Origin of the sequence: Actinocrispum sp. NPDC049592 (assembly GCF_040675465.1) — a bacterium.
Taxonomy (GTDB): Bacteria; Actinomycetota; Actinomycetes; order Mycobacteriales; family Pseudonocardiaceae; genus Kibdelosporangium.
In genome coordinates, this window is record NZ_JBFAPA010000005.1 from 241404 (window position 1) to 258344 (window position 16941).

15 protein-coding genes are annotated in these 16941 nt (G+C 68.5%); 9 read left to right on the forward strand and 6 right to left on the reverse strand.

Annotated features, from left to right (window positions below; all coding sequences use genetic code 11):
- Genes AB0J95_RS15765 through AB0J95_RS15775 form a run of 3 tightly spaced genes read right to left on the reverse strand, consistent with a single transcriptional unit; the run spans nucleotide 1 to nucleotide 3016 of the window.
- The gene (locus AB0J95_RS15765) at nucleotides 1-801 is read right to left on the reverse strand and encodes a carbohydrate ABC transporter permease (RefSeq protein ID WP_364757585.1); all 801 of its coding nucleotides are present in this window, start codon (nucleotides 799-801) and stop codon (nucleotides 1-3) included.
- Nucleotides 802-806: 5 nt separating this feature from the next.
- Nucleotides 807-1724 carry a sugar ABC transporter permease gene (locus AB0J95_RS15770; RefSeq protein ID WP_364757587.1) on the reverse strand — a complete coding sequence of 306 codons (918 nt, stop codon included), beginning with the start codon at nucleotides 1722-1724 and terminating at the stop codon, nucleotides 807-809.
- Nucleotides 1725-1729: 5 nt separating this feature from the next.
- Nucleotides 1730-3016 (reverse strand): sugar ABC transporter substrate-binding protein, encoded by a 1287-nt coding sequence (locus tag AB0J95_RS15775; protein ID WP_364757589.1) that lies wholly within the window; start codon nucleotides 3014-3016, stop codon nucleotides 1730-1732.
- A gap of 155 nt (nucleotides 3017-3171) precedes the next feature.
- Here AB0J95_RS15775 and AB0J95_RS15780 point away from each other — a divergent pair, with 155 nt between their 5' ends.
- Nucleotides 3172-4203 carry a LacI family DNA-binding transcriptional regulator gene (locus AB0J95_RS15780; RefSeq protein WP_364757590.1) on the forward strand — a complete coding sequence of 344 codons (1032 nt, stop codon included), beginning with the start codon at nucleotides 3172-3174 and terminating at the stop codon, nucleotides 4201-4203.
- On the opposite strand, the gene AB0J95_RS15785 is transcribed toward AB0J95_RS15780, so the two are convergent.
- Nucleotides 4200-4658 (reverse strand): helix-turn-helix transcriptional regulator, encoded by a 459-nt coding sequence (locus tag AB0J95_RS15785; protein ID WP_364757592.1) that lies wholly within the window; start codon nucleotides 4656-4658, stop codon nucleotides 4200-4202. The two genes, AB0J95_RS15780 and AB0J95_RS15785, sit on opposite strands and share 4 nt — an antisense overlap.
- A gap of 76 nt (nucleotides 4659-4734) precedes the next feature.
- Between AB0J95_RS15785 and AB0J95_RS15790 the strand changes: the two genes are divergently transcribed.
- The 3 genes from AB0J95_RS15790 (at nucleotide 4735) to AB0J95_RS15800 (ending at nucleotide 7996) form a co-directional block, all read left to right on the forward strand.
- On the forward strand, nucleotides 4735-5943 hold the full coding sequence (locus AB0J95_RS15790) for an MFS transporter (RefSeq protein WP_364757594.1): 1209 nt from the start codon (nucleotides 4735-4737) through the stop codon (nucleotides 5941-5943).
- 48 nt (nucleotides 5944-5991) lie between these two features.
- A complete protein-coding gene (locus AB0J95_RS15795; protein WP_364757596.1) occupies nucleotides 5992-7167 on the forward strand; it encodes a cytochrome P450 in 1176 nt (391 codons plus the stop codon).
- Nucleotides 7168-7252: 85 nt separating this feature from the next.
- A complete protein-coding gene (locus AB0J95_RS15800; RefSeq protein ID WP_364757598.1) occupies nucleotides 7253-7996 on the forward strand; it encodes a TerC family protein in 744 nt (247 codons plus the stop codon).
- Nucleotides 7997-8295: 299 nt separating this feature from the next.
- On the opposite strand, the gene AB0J95_RS15805 is transcribed toward AB0J95_RS15800, so the two are convergent.
- The gene (locus tag AB0J95_RS15805) at nucleotides 8296-10077 is read right to left on the reverse strand and encodes a DUF1996 domain-containing protein (protein WP_364757600.1); all 1782 of its coding nucleotides are present in this window, start codon (nucleotides 10075-10077) and stop codon (nucleotides 8296-8298) included.
- Between the two features lie 297 nt (nucleotides 10078-10374).
- Here AB0J95_RS15805 and AB0J95_RS15810 point away from each other — a divergent pair, with 297 nt between their 5' ends.
- The gene (locus AB0J95_RS15810) at nucleotides 10375-11046 is read left to right on the forward strand and encodes a hypothetical protein (RefSeq protein ID WP_364757602.1); all 672 of its coding nucleotides are present in this window, start codon (nucleotides 10375-10377) and stop codon (nucleotides 11044-11046) included.
- Between the two features lie 44 nt (nucleotides 11047-11090).
- The gene (locus AB0J95_RS15815; protein WP_364757604.1) at nucleotides 11091-11369 is read left to right on the forward strand and encodes a hypothetical protein; all 279 of its coding nucleotides are present in this window, start codon (nucleotides 11091-11093) and stop codon (nucleotides 11367-11369) included.
- Here AB0J95_RS15815 and AB0J95_RS15820 read toward each other — a convergent pair.
- Nucleotides 11366-12343 (reverse strand): LacI family DNA-binding transcriptional regulator, encoded by a 978-nt coding sequence (locus tag AB0J95_RS15820; protein WP_364757983.1) that lies wholly within the window; start codon nucleotides 12341-12343, stop codon nucleotides 11366-11368. The two genes, AB0J95_RS15815 and AB0J95_RS15820, sit on opposite strands and share 4 nt — an antisense overlap.
- A 115-nt stretch (nucleotides 12344-12458) precedes the next feature.
- Here AB0J95_RS15820 and AB0J95_RS15825 point away from each other — a divergent pair, with 115 nt between their 5' ends.
- From AB0J95_RS15825 to AB0J95_RS15835, 3 genes are all read left to right on the forward strand, one after another.
- Nucleotides 12459-14189: a beta-galactosidase family protein gene (locus AB0J95_RS15825; RefSeq protein ID WP_364757606.1), complete on the forward strand. Its 1731-nt coding sequence runs from the start codon at nucleotides 12459-12461 to the stop codon at nucleotides 14187-14189.
- Between the two features lie 18 nt (nucleotides 14190-14207).
- Nucleotides 14208-16169: a glycoside hydrolase gene (locus AB0J95_RS15830; RefSeq protein ID WP_364757608.1), complete on the forward strand. Its 1962-nt coding sequence runs from the start codon at nucleotides 14208-14210 to the stop codon at nucleotides 16167-16169.
- Nucleotides 16170-16252: 83 nt separating this feature from the next.
- Nucleotides 16253-16924 carry a CBM35 domain-containing protein gene (locus AB0J95_RS15835; protein ID WP_364757610.1) on the forward strand — a complete coding sequence of 224 codons (672 nt, stop codon included), beginning with the start codon at nucleotides 16253-16255 and terminating at the stop codon, nucleotides 16922-16924.
- The last annotated feature ends 17 nt before the right edge of the window (nucleotides 16925-16941 follow it).

Here is a 16941-nt window from a genome sequence, read left to right on the forward strand (position 1 = left end):
TCAGCCCTTCAGTGCGCCCGAGGTGAAGCCCCGGACGTAGTACCGCTGCAGCACCAGGAAAACGGCGACGCACGGCAGCGCGGACGTGACCACCCCGGCCTGCAACGCGCCGAAGTCGACCGAGCCGAGGTTGCCGGACTGGAGGTTGAACAGCGCCAGCGGCAGGGTGAACTTCTGGCCGTCGGTGAGGAAGATCAGCGGTGCGACGAACTCGTTCCACGCGGCCAGGAACGAGAACAGCGCGACCGTGACGATCCCCGGCGCCACCCCGCGCAACAGCACACGCCACAACGCGCTGGTGACCGTGCAGCCGTCGATCAGCGCGGCTTCCTCGATCTCCGCGGGCAGCGCCTCGAAGGAGTTGCGCATCATGAACAGGCCGAACGGCAACTGCAGCACGGCGATCACCAGGCCCAGCCCGACCAGCGAGTTCTGCAGGCCGAGCCAGCCCAGCAGGATGTACAGCGGGACCAGGATCGTGGTGTACGGCACCATCAGGATGGCCAGGGTGGCCAGGAAAAGCAGGTTCCGTCCGGGGAACTCCAGGCGTGCCATGGCATACCCGCCAAGCGTGGTAGTCACGACGGTCACGATGACTGCGACGAGCGCGACGACGGCCGTATTGGCCAGGTAGAGCCCGATTCCGCTGCCGTAGTGGGCGAGCCGGTCGTAGTTGGCCACCCCGACGCCTTGGTCACCGGCCTCCCGGCCGGTCACCGACGAGTAGACCGTCCACAGTAGAGGAAGCAGGAACAGCACGGCCAGCGCGGCGCTCGTGACGTGGAAACCCGCTCTGCGCATGACTGTCACCGCCCTTCCCGGCGGATCAGCCGCAGCTGGGCGATGTTCACCACGATCAGCACGGCCAGGGTCGCCACCGAGACCGCGGCCGCCCGGCCGAGGTCCTGCGACAGGAACGCCTCGCGGTAGATGTCGATCACGACGGTGGCGGTGTCGTGGCGGCCGCCGGTGAGGATGAAGAACTGGTCGAACGCCAGCAGCGAGCCGGTCAGCGACAGCACCATGGTCAGCGCGAGCGTCGGGCGCAGCAGGGGCAGCGTGACCCGGCACATGATCTGCCAGCGGTTCGCGCCGTCGATCCGCGCCGCCTCGTAGAGCACCGGGTCGATGCTCTGCAGGCCGGTCATCAGGATGAGCATGTAGAACCCGGCGAACCGCCAGGTGATCATGCCGACCGTGGAGCCGAGCGCGCTGCCGTTGGACCCCAGCCAGTCCACGCGCCCCAGCCCGAGAGCCTGCACGACCTGGTTGAGCGGTGACGCATCCGTGTTGAACAACCCGTAGAACAGCAGGCTGGTCGCGGCCAGCCCGACCGCGCTGGGCAGGAAGAAGATCGTGCGATAGGCGCCGACCCGTTCGTGCTGCATCAACAGCGCCAGCCCGAACGCGACCAGCCCCAGCACGATCGTGGTGACCGCGGTGTACTTCAGCGTGAACCAGACCGCGCGCAGGAACAGCGGATCGTCCAGGGCACGGTAGTTCTCGACACCGTTCGGCGCGGACGCCCCGATCAGCGGCCAGTGGTTGACCGACATCCACACCATCAGCACCAGCGGGATGACGAACAACACGACCACCAGCAACGCCATCGGCGTCGCGTACAGCAGCCCCAGCCGCCGCCGGTGGCGTCCGATCGACGCGCCACGGCGGGGTGCCGGCGCCGGGGAGGCCGGCGCCGACAGCCTGGGAGGGGACAACGACACCACGGTCAGCCGCCGCTGGACAACGAGTCGGTGATGGCCGAGTTGTGTTGCCGCAGAACCGATTCCACGTCACCGCCGCTGAACACGGCGTCGATCACCGTGGCGGTCCACGGTCCGTTGGTGTCGTTGAACGTCTTGCCGAAGTTGACCGAGATCGGCGTCTGGCCCTCGCCCGCGAGCTTGTTGAACACGCCCAGCCGCGGGTCCTGCTTGGCGTAGGTGTTGTCGGCCAGGTCCGAGCGCACGGTGATGTTCTTGCTCTTCGCGACCGACTCCACCTGTGCCTGCTCCGAGAGCGTCCAGGAGATGAAGTCCCACGCGGCGGCCGCGTGCTGGCTGTTGGAGCCGATGCCGAGCACGTCCCCGCCGACGAACGAGGAGCTCCCGCCGGTCAGCCCGGGGATCGGTGCGACGCCGACCTGCAGGTCCGGTCCCTCCTTGATGCCCTGCAACGCGGTGGCGCCCATCGGCTGGATGCCGACCTTGCCCTCGCCGAACAGCTGCGTCCAGGTCGGCCCGGACTCGTTCTTCGCCGACGCGGGCACGACTTTGTCGTTGTACAGCTGGCGGAGCACCGAGTACACCTTGGCGGCGACCGGGTTGTCTATTGTGGACGCTGTGCCCTGGTCGTTGAGCACGGTCCCGCCGGACGCCCAGATCATCGGCCAGCTGGTGAACAGCTGGCAGCCCGGGCAGGCGCCGCCGAAGAAGTAACCGCTGACATCGCCGCCGAGGCCCTGGATCCTCTTGGCCGCGGCCACGATCTCGTCCAAAGTGGCCGGTGGCTTGGCCGGGTCGAGGCCTGCCTTGGTGAACAGGACCTTGTTGTAGAACACCGCCGACAGGTCGATGTCGTGCGGGACGGCGTAGTTCTTTGCCTGGTAGGTGGCGGCTTTCATGTGCGCGGGGGCGAGCGCGGCCTTGAACTGCAGCTGGTTCACGCGCGAGGTGATGTCCAGGTACACGCCCTTGGCGGCGTAGTTCGGCGCGTACACCACGTCCGCGGCCAGCACGTCCGGCAGTTGCTTGGCACCCGCCGCGGTGCCGACCTTCTGCTGGTACGAGTCGGCCGGGAAGACCGTCAGCTGGACCTTGTTCTTGTGGCCGGCGTTGTAGGCGTCGATCAGGGTCTGGCTGAAGGTGGCGGTCGGCGCGCGGGTCCACATGGTGATCGTGGTGCCGTCGTCGACCGATCCGGTGTCCCCGGCCGGGGTGGCCGCCGGACCGCTCTGACACGATGTTAGCGCTAACACAGACAAGACGGCGATCACCGCACGGGCGTGCGAAATCATCTTTTCCCCTAACGGCCGCTGGCGCTCGCGGGCTTCGCGGAGATTCGGAAACCGGTTGCCGCCAAGCTAGGGCAGCCGCCGCGACGGTGTCAAGGACCTTGTTTCCGCCAGGTGAACGGCGGTAGTTTCGACAGGCCGCGGGGTAGGGTGCGGTTATGCCCGCGCGGAAAACCACGGAAACTCCCGGAAACGACCGGCCGGCGACGATCTCCGACGTCGCCAGGCTCGCCGGGGTGTCGGCGGGGACGGTCTCCAAAGCGCTCAACGGTCGCGGCACGCTGCGCACCGAGACCCGGCGGCGGGTGCTCGCCGCGGCGGAACAGCTTGGCTTCCAACCCAACCGCGCGGCCGTCGCGCTGAACTCCGGCCGCACCTACACGGTCGGCATGATCACCACCGACACCATCGGCCGGTTCAGCATCCCGCTGCTGATGGGTGCCGAGGACGCCCTGGGCGCGGGCGAGATGTCGGTGTTCCTCTGCGACGCGCGCGACGATCGCATCCGCGAGCAGTACTACCTGCGGACGCTGCTGTCCCGCCGGGTCGACGGGATCATCGTCACCGGCCGCCGCACCCAGTCCCGCCCGCCGATCGGCACCGGGCTGCCGATCCCGGTGGTGTACGCGTTCATCAGCTCCACCGACCCGGGCGACTGCTCGGTGGTGCCCGACGAGGAAGGCGGCAGCCACAAGGCGATCGACCACCTGCTCGCCGTCGGCCGCCGCCGGATCGCCCACATCACCGGCCCTGAGCACCACCATTCGGCCGCCGTGCGGGCCGCCGCGGCCGCGTCCCGGCTCGAGGCGTCCGGCCTGCACCTGGCGCGCGCACCGCTGTTCGGCGAGTGGAGCGAGGCCTGGGGCCGGCAGGCCGCGCGGATCCTGCTCACCACCGCGACCGACTTCGACGCGGTCTTCTGCGGCAGCGACCAGATCGCCCGCGGCGTGGCCGACGCCCTGCGCGCCGCCGGCCGCCGGGTACCCGACGACGTGGCCCTGGTGGGCTTCGACAACTGGGACGTCATGGCGCTGGCCTGCCAGCCCCCGCTCACCAGCGTCGACATGGAACTGGAGAAACTCGGCCGGCACGCCGCCGGCCTCCTGCTGGCCGCCATCAACGGCGCCCCCTCCCCCGGCCCGCACATCCACCCGTGCCGCCTCGTGGTCCGCGACTCCACCAGCGGCTAGAGCGTCCGCGGGTGCAGGGTGACCAGGAGCAGCGCATCCAGCAGGCGCGACCAGTCTGGTTCGCTCAGGTCCCGGCCCGCGACCTCGGCGAACCCGGCCAGGGTGGCCAGGATGCGCCCCGCCAGGCCGGCCGGGTCCTCGCCGAGGGCCTCGGCCATGAGCCGCACATCGCGCCGGAACCGGGTGCCCCGGCCCAGCCGCACCAAAGCGGCGGGCAGGGCGACGGCGGGCGTATCGGGTTCGGCCGTGTCCTCGGTGACGAACCCGATCGTGGCCCGCGTGCCCAGTGCCTGGGCGATCCGGCTGAGCGCGTCGACGGTCGGGTTCCCCCGGCCGTTCTCCAGGTTCGCCAGGTAGGGAACGGACAGACCCGCGTCGGTGGCCACGGCGGCGACCGTCCGCCCGCTTGCCGCCCGCAGTGCGCGCAGCCGCTGCCCGAGCTGACGTTTGTCCATCTGACCCCGTCCACTGTCTTGACAAGATAACAACCATCAGGGCTATCTTCACAGAATAGAGCCTGGGGGTGGTGCTGTGCTCGATGCCCTGCGGATTCGCGACTTCCGGCTGCTCTGGTTCGCGCGGCTGATCAGCCAGCTCGGCTCGTGGCTGCTGGTCGTCGCGGTGCCCGCGCACGTGTTCACGCTGACCGGTTCGCTGGCCGCGACCGGGCTCACGCTGGCCGCGGAGTTCCTGCCGCCGGTGGTGCTCGGCCCGGTCGCGGGTGTGCTGGCCGACCGGTGGGACCGGCGGCGAGTCATGATCTGCGCCGACATCGTCCGTGCCGCGGCCATTGCGCTGCTGTCGCTGGTCCGCTCGCCCGGCGACATCTGGCTCGTGTACCTCGCGCTGGTGGCCGAGAGCGTGGGGACGGTGCTGTTCCAGCCCGCCGCGCGGGCCCACACCCCCGTGGTCGTGGGCACCGGGCGTGCCCTGAGCAGCGCCAACGCCCTGAACGCGATCACCGACGGCACCGTGCGGCTGGCCGGTGCCCCGCTCGGCGGCGTCCTGCTCGGCTGGGCCGGATTCGACCTGCTCGTCTGGCTCGACACCGGCACCTACCTGGTGTCCGCAGCGGCCATCGTGCTCACGACTCCTGCCGGGCGAAGCCGCATCCGGGCCGAACCGCGCTCCGGCCTGGCGTTCCTCCGCGCGGACCGGACAGTGCGGGCGTTGCTGGTGGTCAACACGTTGTTCCTGGCGGCCAACGCCTGCCTGACCGCGATACTGGTCCCCTACGGCGTCACCACACTGGGCGGCAGCGGGCAGATCGGCCTGGTGATGTCGGCCCTCGGCATCGGCTTCCTGCTCGGCGCGCCGGTCATGCGAGTGCTGGTCGACCGGCTGCCACCCGCCTACGTCCTCGCTGGGACCCTTACGGCCACCGGCGTCGGCTTCGTCCTGTTGTTCTCCGCCACGGCACTGCCGGTCGCGCTGCCGGCGGCCGCCTTCGTCGGTCTGACCGGTTCGGTGTCGCTGGGCGCGATCCAGACAACCCTCCAGCGCGTGACACCCAACGACCTGCTCGGCCGGGCCAGCTCCGCGGTGTTCACCGGCGAAGCGATGGCCACGTTCGCCGGGGCGATCGCCGGCCCCGCCATCGCGCAGGCGCTGTCCATGACCTGGGCCGCCTACCTCGCCGGAACGGTGACAGTCCTGAGTGGACTCATCGGGCTGGCGCTGCTGCCCGCTGTCCGATCGGGCATCGCTCCTGACCGATCAGGCACCGGCCGTCACAGGTGACCGCGCGCCGCTGTCTGAGCAGGCGAGCCGAGGAAGGGATTGCCGAGAATGACCGCAGCACCTGACTTCCCGCAGGCACGGACCTGCCCGTACCACCCGGCACCCGGATACGCGGCCTTTCGCGACGGACAGCCGTTGCACCGGGCCACTTTGCACGACGGGCGGCAGACGTGGGTCGTCTCCGGGCATGCCGAGGCACGGCACCTGCTCGCCGACCCGCGGGTGTCCGCGGACCGTGAGCGGGATGGGTTTCCGTTCACCAGCGACCGGTTCGTGGACATCAACTACCAGGCACCCTCGTTCATCACCCAGGACGACCCGCAGCACAGCCGGATCCGGCGGATGCTGATCCCCGAGTTCACCGCGCGCAGGCTCAAGGACCTCGAACCCGGGATCCAGGAGACTGTCGACGCCGCCATCGACAACCTCCTGGCGGCAGGCCCGCCGGCGGATCTGGTCACGCACTTCTCGCTGCCCATCCCGTCGATGGTCATCTGCCGCCTGCTCGGGGTTCCCTACGAGGACCACGGCTTCTTCGAGCAGCAGAGCCGCGAGATCATGCGGGGCGGGGCGGACGAGAACACTCAAGCTCTCATGGCGGTGGCGGGCTACCTGACCGCGATGGCCGAGGACCCGCCGCCCGGCCTGATCGCGCGGCTGAAAGCCGGGCACGTGGACACCGGCGAGCTCACCACCCAGGAACTGGCTTTCAACGCGATGCTGCTGCTCGTCGCCGGGCACGAGACCACCGCGTCGCTGCTGTCCCTGGCGGTGATCACCCTGCTGGAGCATCCCGGCGAGCTGGCGCTGATGCGGGAGCATCCGCGGATGGTGCCCGGCGCGGTGGACGAGCTGCTCCGGTATCTGTCCATTCTGGACGACGGACCGGCCCGGATCGCCACGCAGGACATCGAGATCGGCGGCGTCACCATCAAGGCCGGCGACGGTGTCATCGTTGTCAACTCGGTGGTCAACCGGGACCCGGCGGTGTTCGCCGATCCGGACCGGTTCGATGTCACCCGATCCGCGCGCCACCACTTGGCGTTCGGCTATGGCGTGCACCAGTGTCTCGGCCAGAACCTCGCCCGGATGGAGATCGGGCTGGCCCTTTCCGCGCTGTTCGACCAGGTGCCCACGCTCCGGCCGGCCGTCCCGGTCGAGGAGCTGAACCTCCGCGACGCCACCATGATCCAGGGTGTCGGCAGCCTGCCGGTCACCTGGTGACGCCACTGTCCACAGGGGACTATTACGCCACTATGGGTTTTCCTCGTGTAGATTCGATGGCACGAAGACCTTCGGGGAGGCCTGCGTGGAGTGGATCAGCGATCCGGCGATCTGGGTTGCGTTCCTGACCTTGTTGTTGCTGGAGATCGTGCTCGGGATCGACAACGTGGTGTTCATCTCGATCCTGTCCGACCGGCTGCCGCAGGAGCAGCGCAAGCGGGCGCGGATGATCGGGCTGAGCCTGGCGCTGGTCACCCGGCTGCTCCTGCTGGCCGCGTTGTCGTGGGTGGTCGGGCTGACCGCGACCTGGTTCACCCTGTTCGGCCACGAGATATCCGGCCGGGACACCATCCTGCTCGCGGGCGGGGTCTTCCTGCTCGTCAAGGCGATCCACGAGATCCACCACAGCTTCGAGGGAGCGTCCGGCGACAAGCCCGGCGTGGTGGCCTCGCTGGGCAAGGTCATCGTGCAGATCGTGTTGCTGGACATAGTGTTCTCGCTCGACTCGGTGATCACCGCGGTCGGCATGGTCGACGAGCTCGCCGTGATGGTGGCCGCGGTGATCGTCTCGATGGTGATCATGCTGCTGTCCGCGGGCGCGATCAGCGGCTTCGTGCAGCGCCACCCCACGGTGAAGATGCTCGCGCTGGCGTTCCTGGTCCTGATCGGCGCGAGCCTGGTCGCCGAGGGCTTCGACGCGCACGTTCCCAAGGGGTACATCTACGGTCCGATCGCCTTCTCCATCGTGGTCGAGCTGCTGAACCTGCGCATGGGCGCGCTGAAAGCCAAGCGCGCGGCCGAAGAACGGGCCAAGGCCCCGGTGGAATGACGCAGTCCTGCCGATGAGGAGTGAGTGGTCGGCAGGACTGCGCCGGACCGGGTGGGTTCCAGATGTTGGCGCTAACATCTACGCGATGAGAGAACCCACTGGTCGTGTCCTGGGCTCCACCCGGTGGTCTGGTGGCTCGTCTCGGAAGGTTGCTGGGTTTCTTCGAGGGATCCAGGTTTCCGCTGGGCGTGCGGCCGGAAGGTGCTCGTACCGGGTTGCACTTGGGCCTTTCGGCGGTGCGCCCAGCGGGAAGCCGGGCCGTCGAGAAACCCGGCGAACCTTCCGAGACGAGCCACTCCTCACTCCTTGCAGGACTTGCCGTTGTTGATGCAGTCGACCACGCGGCTCATGATGGCCTGCGACATCACGTTGGCGAAGTCGTCGTGGTCACTGAACGGGTTGTGCTTCTCCTGCGGGAAGGAGTCCACTTTGTACTGACCCTTCACCTGGACGTCGTGCGGGATGTTGTAGGTCAGCGTCACCCGCAGCTGCGGCACCGCCTTGAACCCGTTGCGGCACTTGCCGTTCTGGTCCGGGTAGACGATGTGGTCGCGGTGGTTGGCGCTGTCGGTGTTCTTGCCGTCCCAGCAGCTCGGGAAGTCGTGGATCCGCTTGACCTTGCTGCCCTCGGGGCAGATCGGGTACTTGTTGATCAGCACGCGGTCCTCGAACCCGCTGCAGGTCCACGAGTCGCGGGCGTTCTTCGGGCCGTTGGTGGACACCTTGGCGTCACCGTACAGGATCCGCAGGAACTTCGGCATCGCGGTGACCTTGCCTGCCGGGCTGCCGCGGAAGGTCAGCTCGGCCTTCTCCGGCCGCTGGATCTCGCCGTCGTTGCCCTCGAGCTCGTTGTTGTCCGACTCGTCCGCGCCGCCCTTGAGCCCACACGGGGCCAGCTTGTCCAGGCCCTGCGGCTTGGCGGCGTTGCGGCCGATGGCGATCGCGATCCGGTCGATCGTCGCCACCCGCTTGTCCTTCAACGGACCCAGGATCGCGTTCTGCACGAAGTTCGCGCCGCCCTCGCCCTTCGACGTGATGAGCCGCTTGTTGGCCTCGTCGATCTGGGTCTTCAGCAGGTCCAGGTTGCGCTGGACCTCCGCCTGGGCCTGCGCCGGGATGGCGGGCAGCTGACCGGCGACATCCGGGCAGTCGACCTGCTGGTTGCCATCGTTCTGGCCGCCGTTGTTCTGGTTACCGCCGTTGTTGTTCTGACCGCCGTTGTTGTTCTGGTTGCCGCCGTTCTGGTCTCCGCCACCGTTGCCGTTGCCCAGCGAGCAGGCGGCGAGCCGGTCGAGGCCCTGCGGCTTGGCGGCGTTGCGGCCGATGGCGATCGCGATCCGGTCGATCGTCGCCACCCGCTTGTCCTTCAACGGACCCAGGATCGCGTTCTGCACGAAGTTCGGGCCGCCCTGGCCCTTGGTGCTGACCAGCCGGTCGTTGGCCTCGTCGACCTGCTTGTCGAGCAGGTCCAGGTTGCGCTGGACCTCCGCCTGCGCCTGGGCGGGCACGTCCGGCAGCTCACTGGCCACGTCCGGGCAGACGATCTGCCCGTCCTGTGCGGCCTGCCGGTCGCTGGCTTGCTGCTGACGGCGTTCCTGCTTCTTGGCGGGCGGGTTCTTCTTCCCGCCCTCGTCATCCTTGTCGATCCGGATCACCGGCCAGAAGTACGCCGACTTGTCGCCGTTCTTACAGGTGGTGCCCGCCTTCTCCAGGCTCTTGTTGTTGGAGTCGGCGTTGGTGGACAGGTTGCCGACGTAGTCGTGCAGGTGCTGGGCACCGTTCTTCACGCCGGGCTGGGCGATGAAGTTGTCCGGGTTGAAGTGGCCGTTCTCGTTGCGGCCGCAGTCCACAGTGAACGTTCCCTTGGACGCGTTCCCGGACTGCCGGGCCTGCTTGACGTTCGGCTGCACCTTGGTGATGTCGACGAAGAAGGACGGGTCGGCCGCGTCGGCCCGTGCCGAGCCGGGGTCGCCGGCGGTGGTGATCACGACCAGACCGCCGACGGCGAGCGCTAGGCCCAGTGCGCCGGTGGCGATCTTCGTGCGACGAGTGATGCGATGTCGCCCAGGGTTACGAGACATTGACTCACCTCTGATCGGGAGCAGCGCGAGATGTGCTGTCGACTCGTAATACGGACGTGATCCGAATCCGGCTCAGATTTTCTGCCATGCCAACAGTGTTGAACGACACACCACTTCGGACAGTCATGACATCCTTGTCATAGCAAGGGAAAGCGCCGTCCACGCGCAGCGGCCACCGTTCGCGGGCGTGCGAGGATCCCGCGGGTCCGACCGGCGCAGGACAGATAGTTGACCGTTGAAGTTCTTCTGTCAAGTCCCTTGTTATCGTTAACACGGAGGTCTAAGGTGTGGCGGACCATGGACACGGTCAGATCGATCACAATGGCAGCAGTCGCGCTGGGTTCACTCACCGTTGCCGTCCTGCTCATCGACCCTGGCCGGCCACCGTCGAGGCTCGTTGTCCCCCAACGTGAGGACACCGCCGTACCGACGATCACCCGTAGCACCACGACAGCCGCGCCGACCGGCCTCGGCGCGATCATCCCGGACACCGTGGCACCCCAGGCCGTGACCCAGACCAGGGCAAGCAGCTCAACACCCAGCGGCACAACAACATTGCCACCACCAGCAACGTCGTTGGTCACCAGGCAGCCAGCGCCGCCACCAAGTTCCGGTCCAGCGCCGGTACCGGTACCGCCACCGGTCCCGCCGCCTCCGCCGCCACCACCACCACCGCACTCCCCCACCGTGTCCTGCCCGAGCCCGGTTCAGGCCATCGGCACCGTGCCGTCGGGTGCCCGCGCGGAGGTCGCCGCGAACCTGGCCGAACTGGACCGGCAGATCGCCGAGGCGAACCGGCAGTTGCGTGCCTTGGGTCCCCTGCCCGACCCACAGTTCATCCAGAACACCATCCTCGGCCCGTTGACCGCCCGCCGGATCGCCACGCTCGACCGGATCGCCATCGCGATCGGCCGCTACGGCCCCCGCCCCCAAGGCCTGCAACGGTTCGCCAGCTGCGACGTCGTCTGAAGCGGAAAGCGCCGGCTCGCCGGGCGCATCCCGGATGCGTGGGGATGGATCACGCGCAGACTCCCGGCGGACTGGGCATCACGGTCGGGTACGCCGACGCGCTCACGCGGTGGCGGACCAACGCCGAGCACCGCGAGGCGCAGAAGCGCGGGCGAGCCGAGTGGTACCAGAACTACACCCTGCACGTGGCGAAAGTGGAGCGCAGCCACGGATTCACGCGCGCCTGGATCCCCGCATCCGGCCTACTGCCGCCACACAGACCCCATGACCCGACTGCCGTGATCGGCGGCTGCCGTGCGCCCGATCGCCGGGATGTCGGTTAGTTGGGAGGGGCTGTGCTGGAGCGGACGATCAGTTCGGTCGGCACGCTCACCGCGGCCCGGACCTCACCCGCGATCTCGGCGAGCAGGGCCGCCACCGCAGCACTGCCGACCGCCTCGAACGACTGCCGGACGGTGGTGAGCGGCGGCCAGAAGTACGCGGCCTCGTCCATGTCGTCGAAGCCCACGACGCTCACGTCGGCGGGCACGGATCGGCCCTTTTCGTGCAACGCGTGCATAAGCCCGAGGGCCATCTGGTCGTTGGCCGCGAAGATGGCCGTCGCGGCCGGATCCCCGGCCAGCCGGAGCCCGTGCTCGTAGCCCGACTGCGCCGACCAGTCGCCGGTGAGCACCGGCGGCACCTCTCGCTTGGCTCGTTTCAACGTTGTCTGCCAGGACTTCCGGCGCCGTTCGGCGGCATATGACTGGGGTGGGCCGGCGATGTGCCAGACCGTCCGGTGGCCGAGGTCGAGCAGGTGGCGGGTCGCGGACGCGGCGCCCGCGGCCTGGTCGGTGTCCACCACCGGGTGGGCATACCGGGCGCTGGAGTCGATCACGACCACGGGCAGCCCGGTGGGCAGCTGGATCTCGCTCTCGTCGAGCTGGTGCTGCTCGATGAGGATGATCACGCCGTCGACGGCCTGCTCGTTGAGCCGGGTGAACGCGCCGCTGACCTCGCCCTGGCTCGGCCGGGTCAGCGGCATCAGGCTGATCGAGAAGCTCTCCGCCACGGCCGCGGCGGCGATCGCGTTGAGCGTGCGGCTGTTGCCGAAGGTCGGCACCGCGGCCATGATCACGCCGATGGTCCGGAACCGGCCGATGCGCAGGGCACGCGCCGCGCTGTTCGGCCGGTAGCCGACCCGGCGCATCGCGTCCAGCACCCGCTCGCGGGTGGCCTCGTCCACATTGGTCCGGCCGTTGGCGACCCTGGACACCGTCTGCCCGGACACCCCTGCCTCACGGGCCACGTCGGCCATCGACGGCACTCTGCTGCTCACGACCGGCGACTCCTCGGCGTCCTGGACATGTTCACGTCAACAGGATAGCCTCGGCCCGGTCCATGTTGACGTAAACATCGCCGGGAGAGGCCGGATGCCCGAGTTCACCATCGGCGCGGCCGACTTCATGCTCGACGGACGGCCGCTGCGGATCCTGTCCGGGGCACTGCACTACTTCCGGGTGCATCCGGACCTGTGGGCCGACCGCATCGAGAAGGCCCGGCTGATGGGGCTCAACACCATCGAGACCTACGTCCCGTGGAACGCGCACGCCCCGCGCCCCGGCGAGTTCGACCTGTCCGGCGGGCTGGACCTGGACCGGTTCCTCCGCCTGATCGCCGAGGCCGGGATGTACGCGATCGTGCGGCCCGGCCCGTACATCTGTGCCGAGTGGACGAACGGCGGCCTGCCCGCGTGGCTGTTCCGCGACCGGAGCATCGGCGTCCGCCGGTCCGAGCCCCGGTATCTCGCTGCCGTCCGTGAGTACCTCGACCAGGTCTACCGCGTCGTCGTGCCGCACCAGATCGACCGCGGCGGGCCGGTGCTGCTGGTCCAGGTGGAGAACGAGTATGGCGCGTTCGGCGACGACAAGCGTTACCTCGCAACGCTCGCGCAGTACACCCGGGAGGCCGGGATCACCGTTCCACTGTCCACAGTGGACCAGCCGGACATGCTCGAAGCGGGCAGCCTGGAAGGGTTGCACCGCACCGCGTCGTTCGGTTCGCGCAGCGCCGAGCGGCTGGCGGCGTTACGCGCCCACCAGCCCACCGGTCCGTTGATGTGCGGGGAGTTCTGGAACGGCTGGTTCGACCATTGGGGCGCGCACCACCACACCACGTCGGTCGAGGAGTCGGCGGCCGAGCTGGACGCCCTGCTCGCCGCGGGCGCGTCGGTCAACCTCTACATGTTCCACGGTGGCACCAACTTCGGCCTGACCAACGGCGCCAACGACAAGGGCGTCTACCAGCCGTTGGTGACGTCGTACGACTACGACGCGCCCCTGGACGAAGCCGGTCACCCCACCGCGAAATACCACGCCTACCGCGAAGTGATCGCCCGCTACCACAAGGTTCCCGACACCGTTCCGCCGCCACCTCAGCCCGCACCCACACCGGCCGCACGACTTCGCGATCCCGTATGGTTGCTGGACGCCCCCGCACGGTGGGGCTCCTGGCAGACGTGCGATCACCTGCCAGTGTTCGATGATCTCACGCCGATCCCCCACCTTGCGTTGCTACGCACCACAATCGACGAGCCTGGAGTGCTGACGTTCGGCGAGGTCCGGGATCGGGCGACCGTGTTCCTCGACGGCCGCCAGGTGGGCACGCTGCTACGGGAACACCACGACCGCGCGATCGCCCTGCCCGCGCCTGGCGAGCTCCTCGTGCTGGTGGAGGATCTGGGCCGGGTCAACTACGGCCAGCGGATCGGCGAGCCCAAGGGCATCATCGGCGGCGCCACCCTCAATGGCCGACAACTGTCCACTTGGAACGTCCTGCCGATCGACCTCGCTCAGGTGGCCGGCCTGCGGCCCGCCGCGGACAGCGCGGCCATGTCGGGCCCGGTCGTGATGCGCGCCGAGTTCGAGGTCGCCGAACCCACGGACCTGTTCCTCGACACCATCCACTGGGGCAAGGGAATGGTGTGGATCAACGGTTTCCTCCTCGGCCGCTACTGGCGCCGGGGCCCACAACGGACACTGTACGTGCCTGGTCCCGTAGTGCGGCCGGGTGGCAACGAGATCGTCGTTCTCGAACTCGGCACCATGCTCGACTCCGAGGTCCGGTTCGTGCCCTATCCCCTGCTCGGCCACACCGAATTCTGACCGGAGGGCAGTTCAACGATGAAACGCCTGTTCGCCACCCTGTGTGTCGCCTTGGCCGTTCCGGTGGCCGCGCCCGCCGCGGCGGCCGATTCGGTGACCGTGCGACCCGATCCGACCTACCGCCAGCAGCCGTTCGAGGGCTGGGGTTCGAGTCTGGCGTGGATGGCCGAGGTCACCGGCGGCTACCCGGACCAGATCCGCACCAAGCTCGCCGACATGGTCTTCGGCCCTGATGGCCTGAACTTCACCATCGCGCGCTTCAACATCGGCGGCGGCAACGCTCCCGACGTGCCCAACTACCTGCGTGCGGGTGCTGCGGTGCCGGGCTGGTGGAAGGCGCCCGCGGGAACCACGCGCGACGACAAGGACTGGTGGACGCCGGGCGATCCGGCCGAGTTCAACCCGGCGGCCGACCCGAACCAGCGGTGGTGGGTCGACCGGATCAAGAAGCGGGTGACCAAGTGGGAGACGTTCAGCAACTCCCCGCCCTACTTCCACACCGTGTCCGGCTATGTCTCCGGCGGGTTCAACGCCACCGACGACCAGCTGCGGACCGACAAGATCGGTGACTACACCGCGTACCTGGCCCAGGTCACCAAGGCGCTCGAACGAGCCCACGGCATCACAGTGTCCTCAGTGGACCCGTTCAACGAGCCCAACACCGGCTACTGGAAGACCACGCTCGGCAGTGACGGCAACCCCACCGGCGGCCGCCAGGAGGGCGCGCACATCGGGCCTTCGTTGCAGTCGCAGGTGATCCCGGCGATGGCGCAGGCATTGAGCGGCACCCGCGCGGTGGTGTCGGCGCCGGACGAGACCAACCCCGACCTGTTCGCGGCCGACTGGGCGGGGTGGTCGGCGTCCTCCCGTGCCTTGGCCGGGCGCCTCAACGTGCACACCTATGGCACCAGCAACCGCCAGATTCCCCGGGATATCGCGAAAGGCGCGGGGAAACCGCTGTGGATGAGCGAGGTCGGCGGGTCCTGGCTGGACCGCCAGGACTTCACCAGCATGGACCCGGGCCTCGGCCTGGCCGCTCAGGTCACCGATGACCTGCGGCTGCTCGAACCCAGCGCGTGGGTCAGCTGGCAGCCGATCGAGGACTACAACAACATGAAGCCGGGCGGCGAGTCCGCGCTGGGCATGAACTGGGGCGAGATCCAGATCCCGTTCGACTGCCCGCCGAACGCCACCCTGCGGACGTGTCCGATCAGGACGAACACCAAGTACAACACCATGCGCAACTTCACCCACTACATCAAGCCGGGCGACCGGCTGATCGGTGTGAACGACACCGCCAGCACGGCGGCGATGCGCGGCGAGGACCTGGCGACCGTGGTCCACACGAACGCGAGCACCTCCGCCCAGAACGTGGTGCTCGACCTGTCCGGATTCGCCTCCGTCCACAATGGCGCGTCCGTCACGCCGGTTGTCACCGATGTCGACAACGTCCTGAAGGCCGGCAAGCCGGTGCGCGTGACCGGCAAGAAGGCGACCATCCAGGTCCCGGCACGCTCGGTGGTCACGTTCGTCGTCAACGGTGTCAGCTCCGCCGCGCCCGGCACCGGACTCGGCTCGGGCAAGCCGTTCTCGTTCACCGGCGTGCAGAGCGGCAAGTCGCTGTCCGCGGAGAACGGCGCACTCGTGCAGCGCACCACAGATGCCTCATCCCCTGCACAACGCTGGACGCTCACTGACCGCACCGGCTGCCACGGCAGCCGCGACCAATTCGTTATCAGCAACGCGGCCGGTGTTCTCAGCACGGCGAACGGCGGTGTGACCCTCGCCCCGGCAGGTACGAACAACCCGGCCGCACGCTGGATTCTGTCCAGCACTGGCGACGGTACGTGGACTTTTGTCAACGTTGGCACCGGACAGCTGCTCGACGTGATCGGCGAGTCGCGTGAGGACGGTGCCCGGATCGGGCTTTATCGTCCCACCAATGGCCCGAATCAGCGGTGGGCCGCCGTCAGCCGCTGAAGTCCGAATATCCGGCATGCATTCCGTCCATGATCCTTTGTGGAATGTGCTACTTGTAGTGGAGGCGTCTGGGAGGACATCGAGTGAAGCGCAAGCTGAGGTGGAGTGTGTTCGGGGCCGGTTCGTGCGCGGCCGTGGCCGTGGTGGTCACGCTGCTGCTAAGACCGGCGGACCAGCCGGTCTTAGCACCCATCAGCGTGCCGCAGGCGCAGGACGTGGAGCCGGAGACCACCACCACGACGAAGCCGTCCATGGTGTCCATCCTGCTGCCGTCCGCGCCGGTCGAGGCCCCGCCGAGCCCTCCGGCGCCACCCCCGGCCCCACCGGAACCCCGCCGGCCGGCGACCACCCAGCAACCGGCACCACCGCCCGTGGTGAGCACCGACTTCCAGGCCGAGAACGCCAGAATCCAGTACGGGCAGGTGGATTCGAACTACCCGGGGTTCACCGGCTCGGGATTCGTCAACTACGACAACGCGGTGGGCGGTTCCGTGGAGTGGACGGTGCCCGCATCGGCTGCCGGAAGCGCGGATGTCGTGTTCCGGTTCGCCAATGGCAGTGGTGCCGCTCGCATGCTGCTCATCTCCGTCAACGGGGTGTCGGTCCGGCACATCGCGTTCCCGGCGACGAACGGATGGGCCGACTGGCAGACGTTGACGGTCCACGTGGACCTGGTGGCCGGCAACAACTCCATCAAGGCGATCGCGACGACCAGGGACGGCGGGCCCAACGTCGACAAGATCACCTTGACGTGATTGCCCTCTCACCGTGA

Excerpts from the sequence above, each read along its gene's own strand:
- AB0J95_RS15765 (WP_364757585.1), bottom strand. The coding sequence starts at position 801 with ATGCGCAGAGCGGGTTTCCACGTCACGAGCGCCGCGCTGGCCGTGCTG.
- AB0J95_RS15775 (WP_364757589.1), bottom strand. The coding sequence starts at position 3,016 with ATGATTTCGCACGCCCGTGCGGTGATCGCCGTCTTGTCTGTGTTAGCG.
- AB0J95_RS15780 (WP_364757590.1), top strand. The coding sequence starts at position 3,172 with ATGCCCGCGCGGAAAACCACGGAAACTCCCGGAAACGACCGGCCGGCG.
- AB0J95_RS15785 (WP_364757592.1), bottom strand. The coding sequence starts at position 4,658 with ATGGACAAACGTCAGCTCGGGCAGCGGCTGCGCGCACTGCGGGCGGCA.
- AB0J95_RS15795 (WP_364757596.1), top strand. The coding sequence starts at position 5,992 with ATGACCGCAGCACCTGACTTCCCGCAGGCACGGACCTGCCCGTACCAC.
- AB0J95_RS15805 (WP_364757600.1), bottom strand. The coding sequence starts at position 10,077 with ATGTCTCGTAACCCTGGGCGACATCGCATCACTCGTCGCACGAAGATC.
- AB0J95_RS15810 (WP_364757602.1), top strand. The coding sequence starts at position 10,375 with ATGGACACGGTCAGATCGATCACAATGGCAGCAGTCGCGCTGGGTTCA.
- AB0J95_RS15815 (WP_364757604.1), top strand. The coding sequence starts at position 11,091 with ATGGATCACGCGCAGACTCCCGGCGGACTGGGCATCACGGTCGGGTAC.
- AB0J95_RS15820 (WP_364757983.1), bottom strand. The coding sequence starts at position 12,343 with ATGGCCGACGTGGCCCGTGAGGCAGGGGTGTCCGGGCAGACGGTGTCC.
- AB0J95_RS15825 (WP_364757606.1), top strand. The coding sequence starts at position 12,459 with ATGCCCGAGTTCACCATCGGCGCGGCCGACTTCATGCTCGACGGACGG.
- AB0J95_RS15830 (WP_364757608.1), top strand. The coding sequence starts at position 14,208 with ATGAAACGCCTGTTCGCCACCCTGTGTGTCGCCTTGGCCGTTCCGGTG.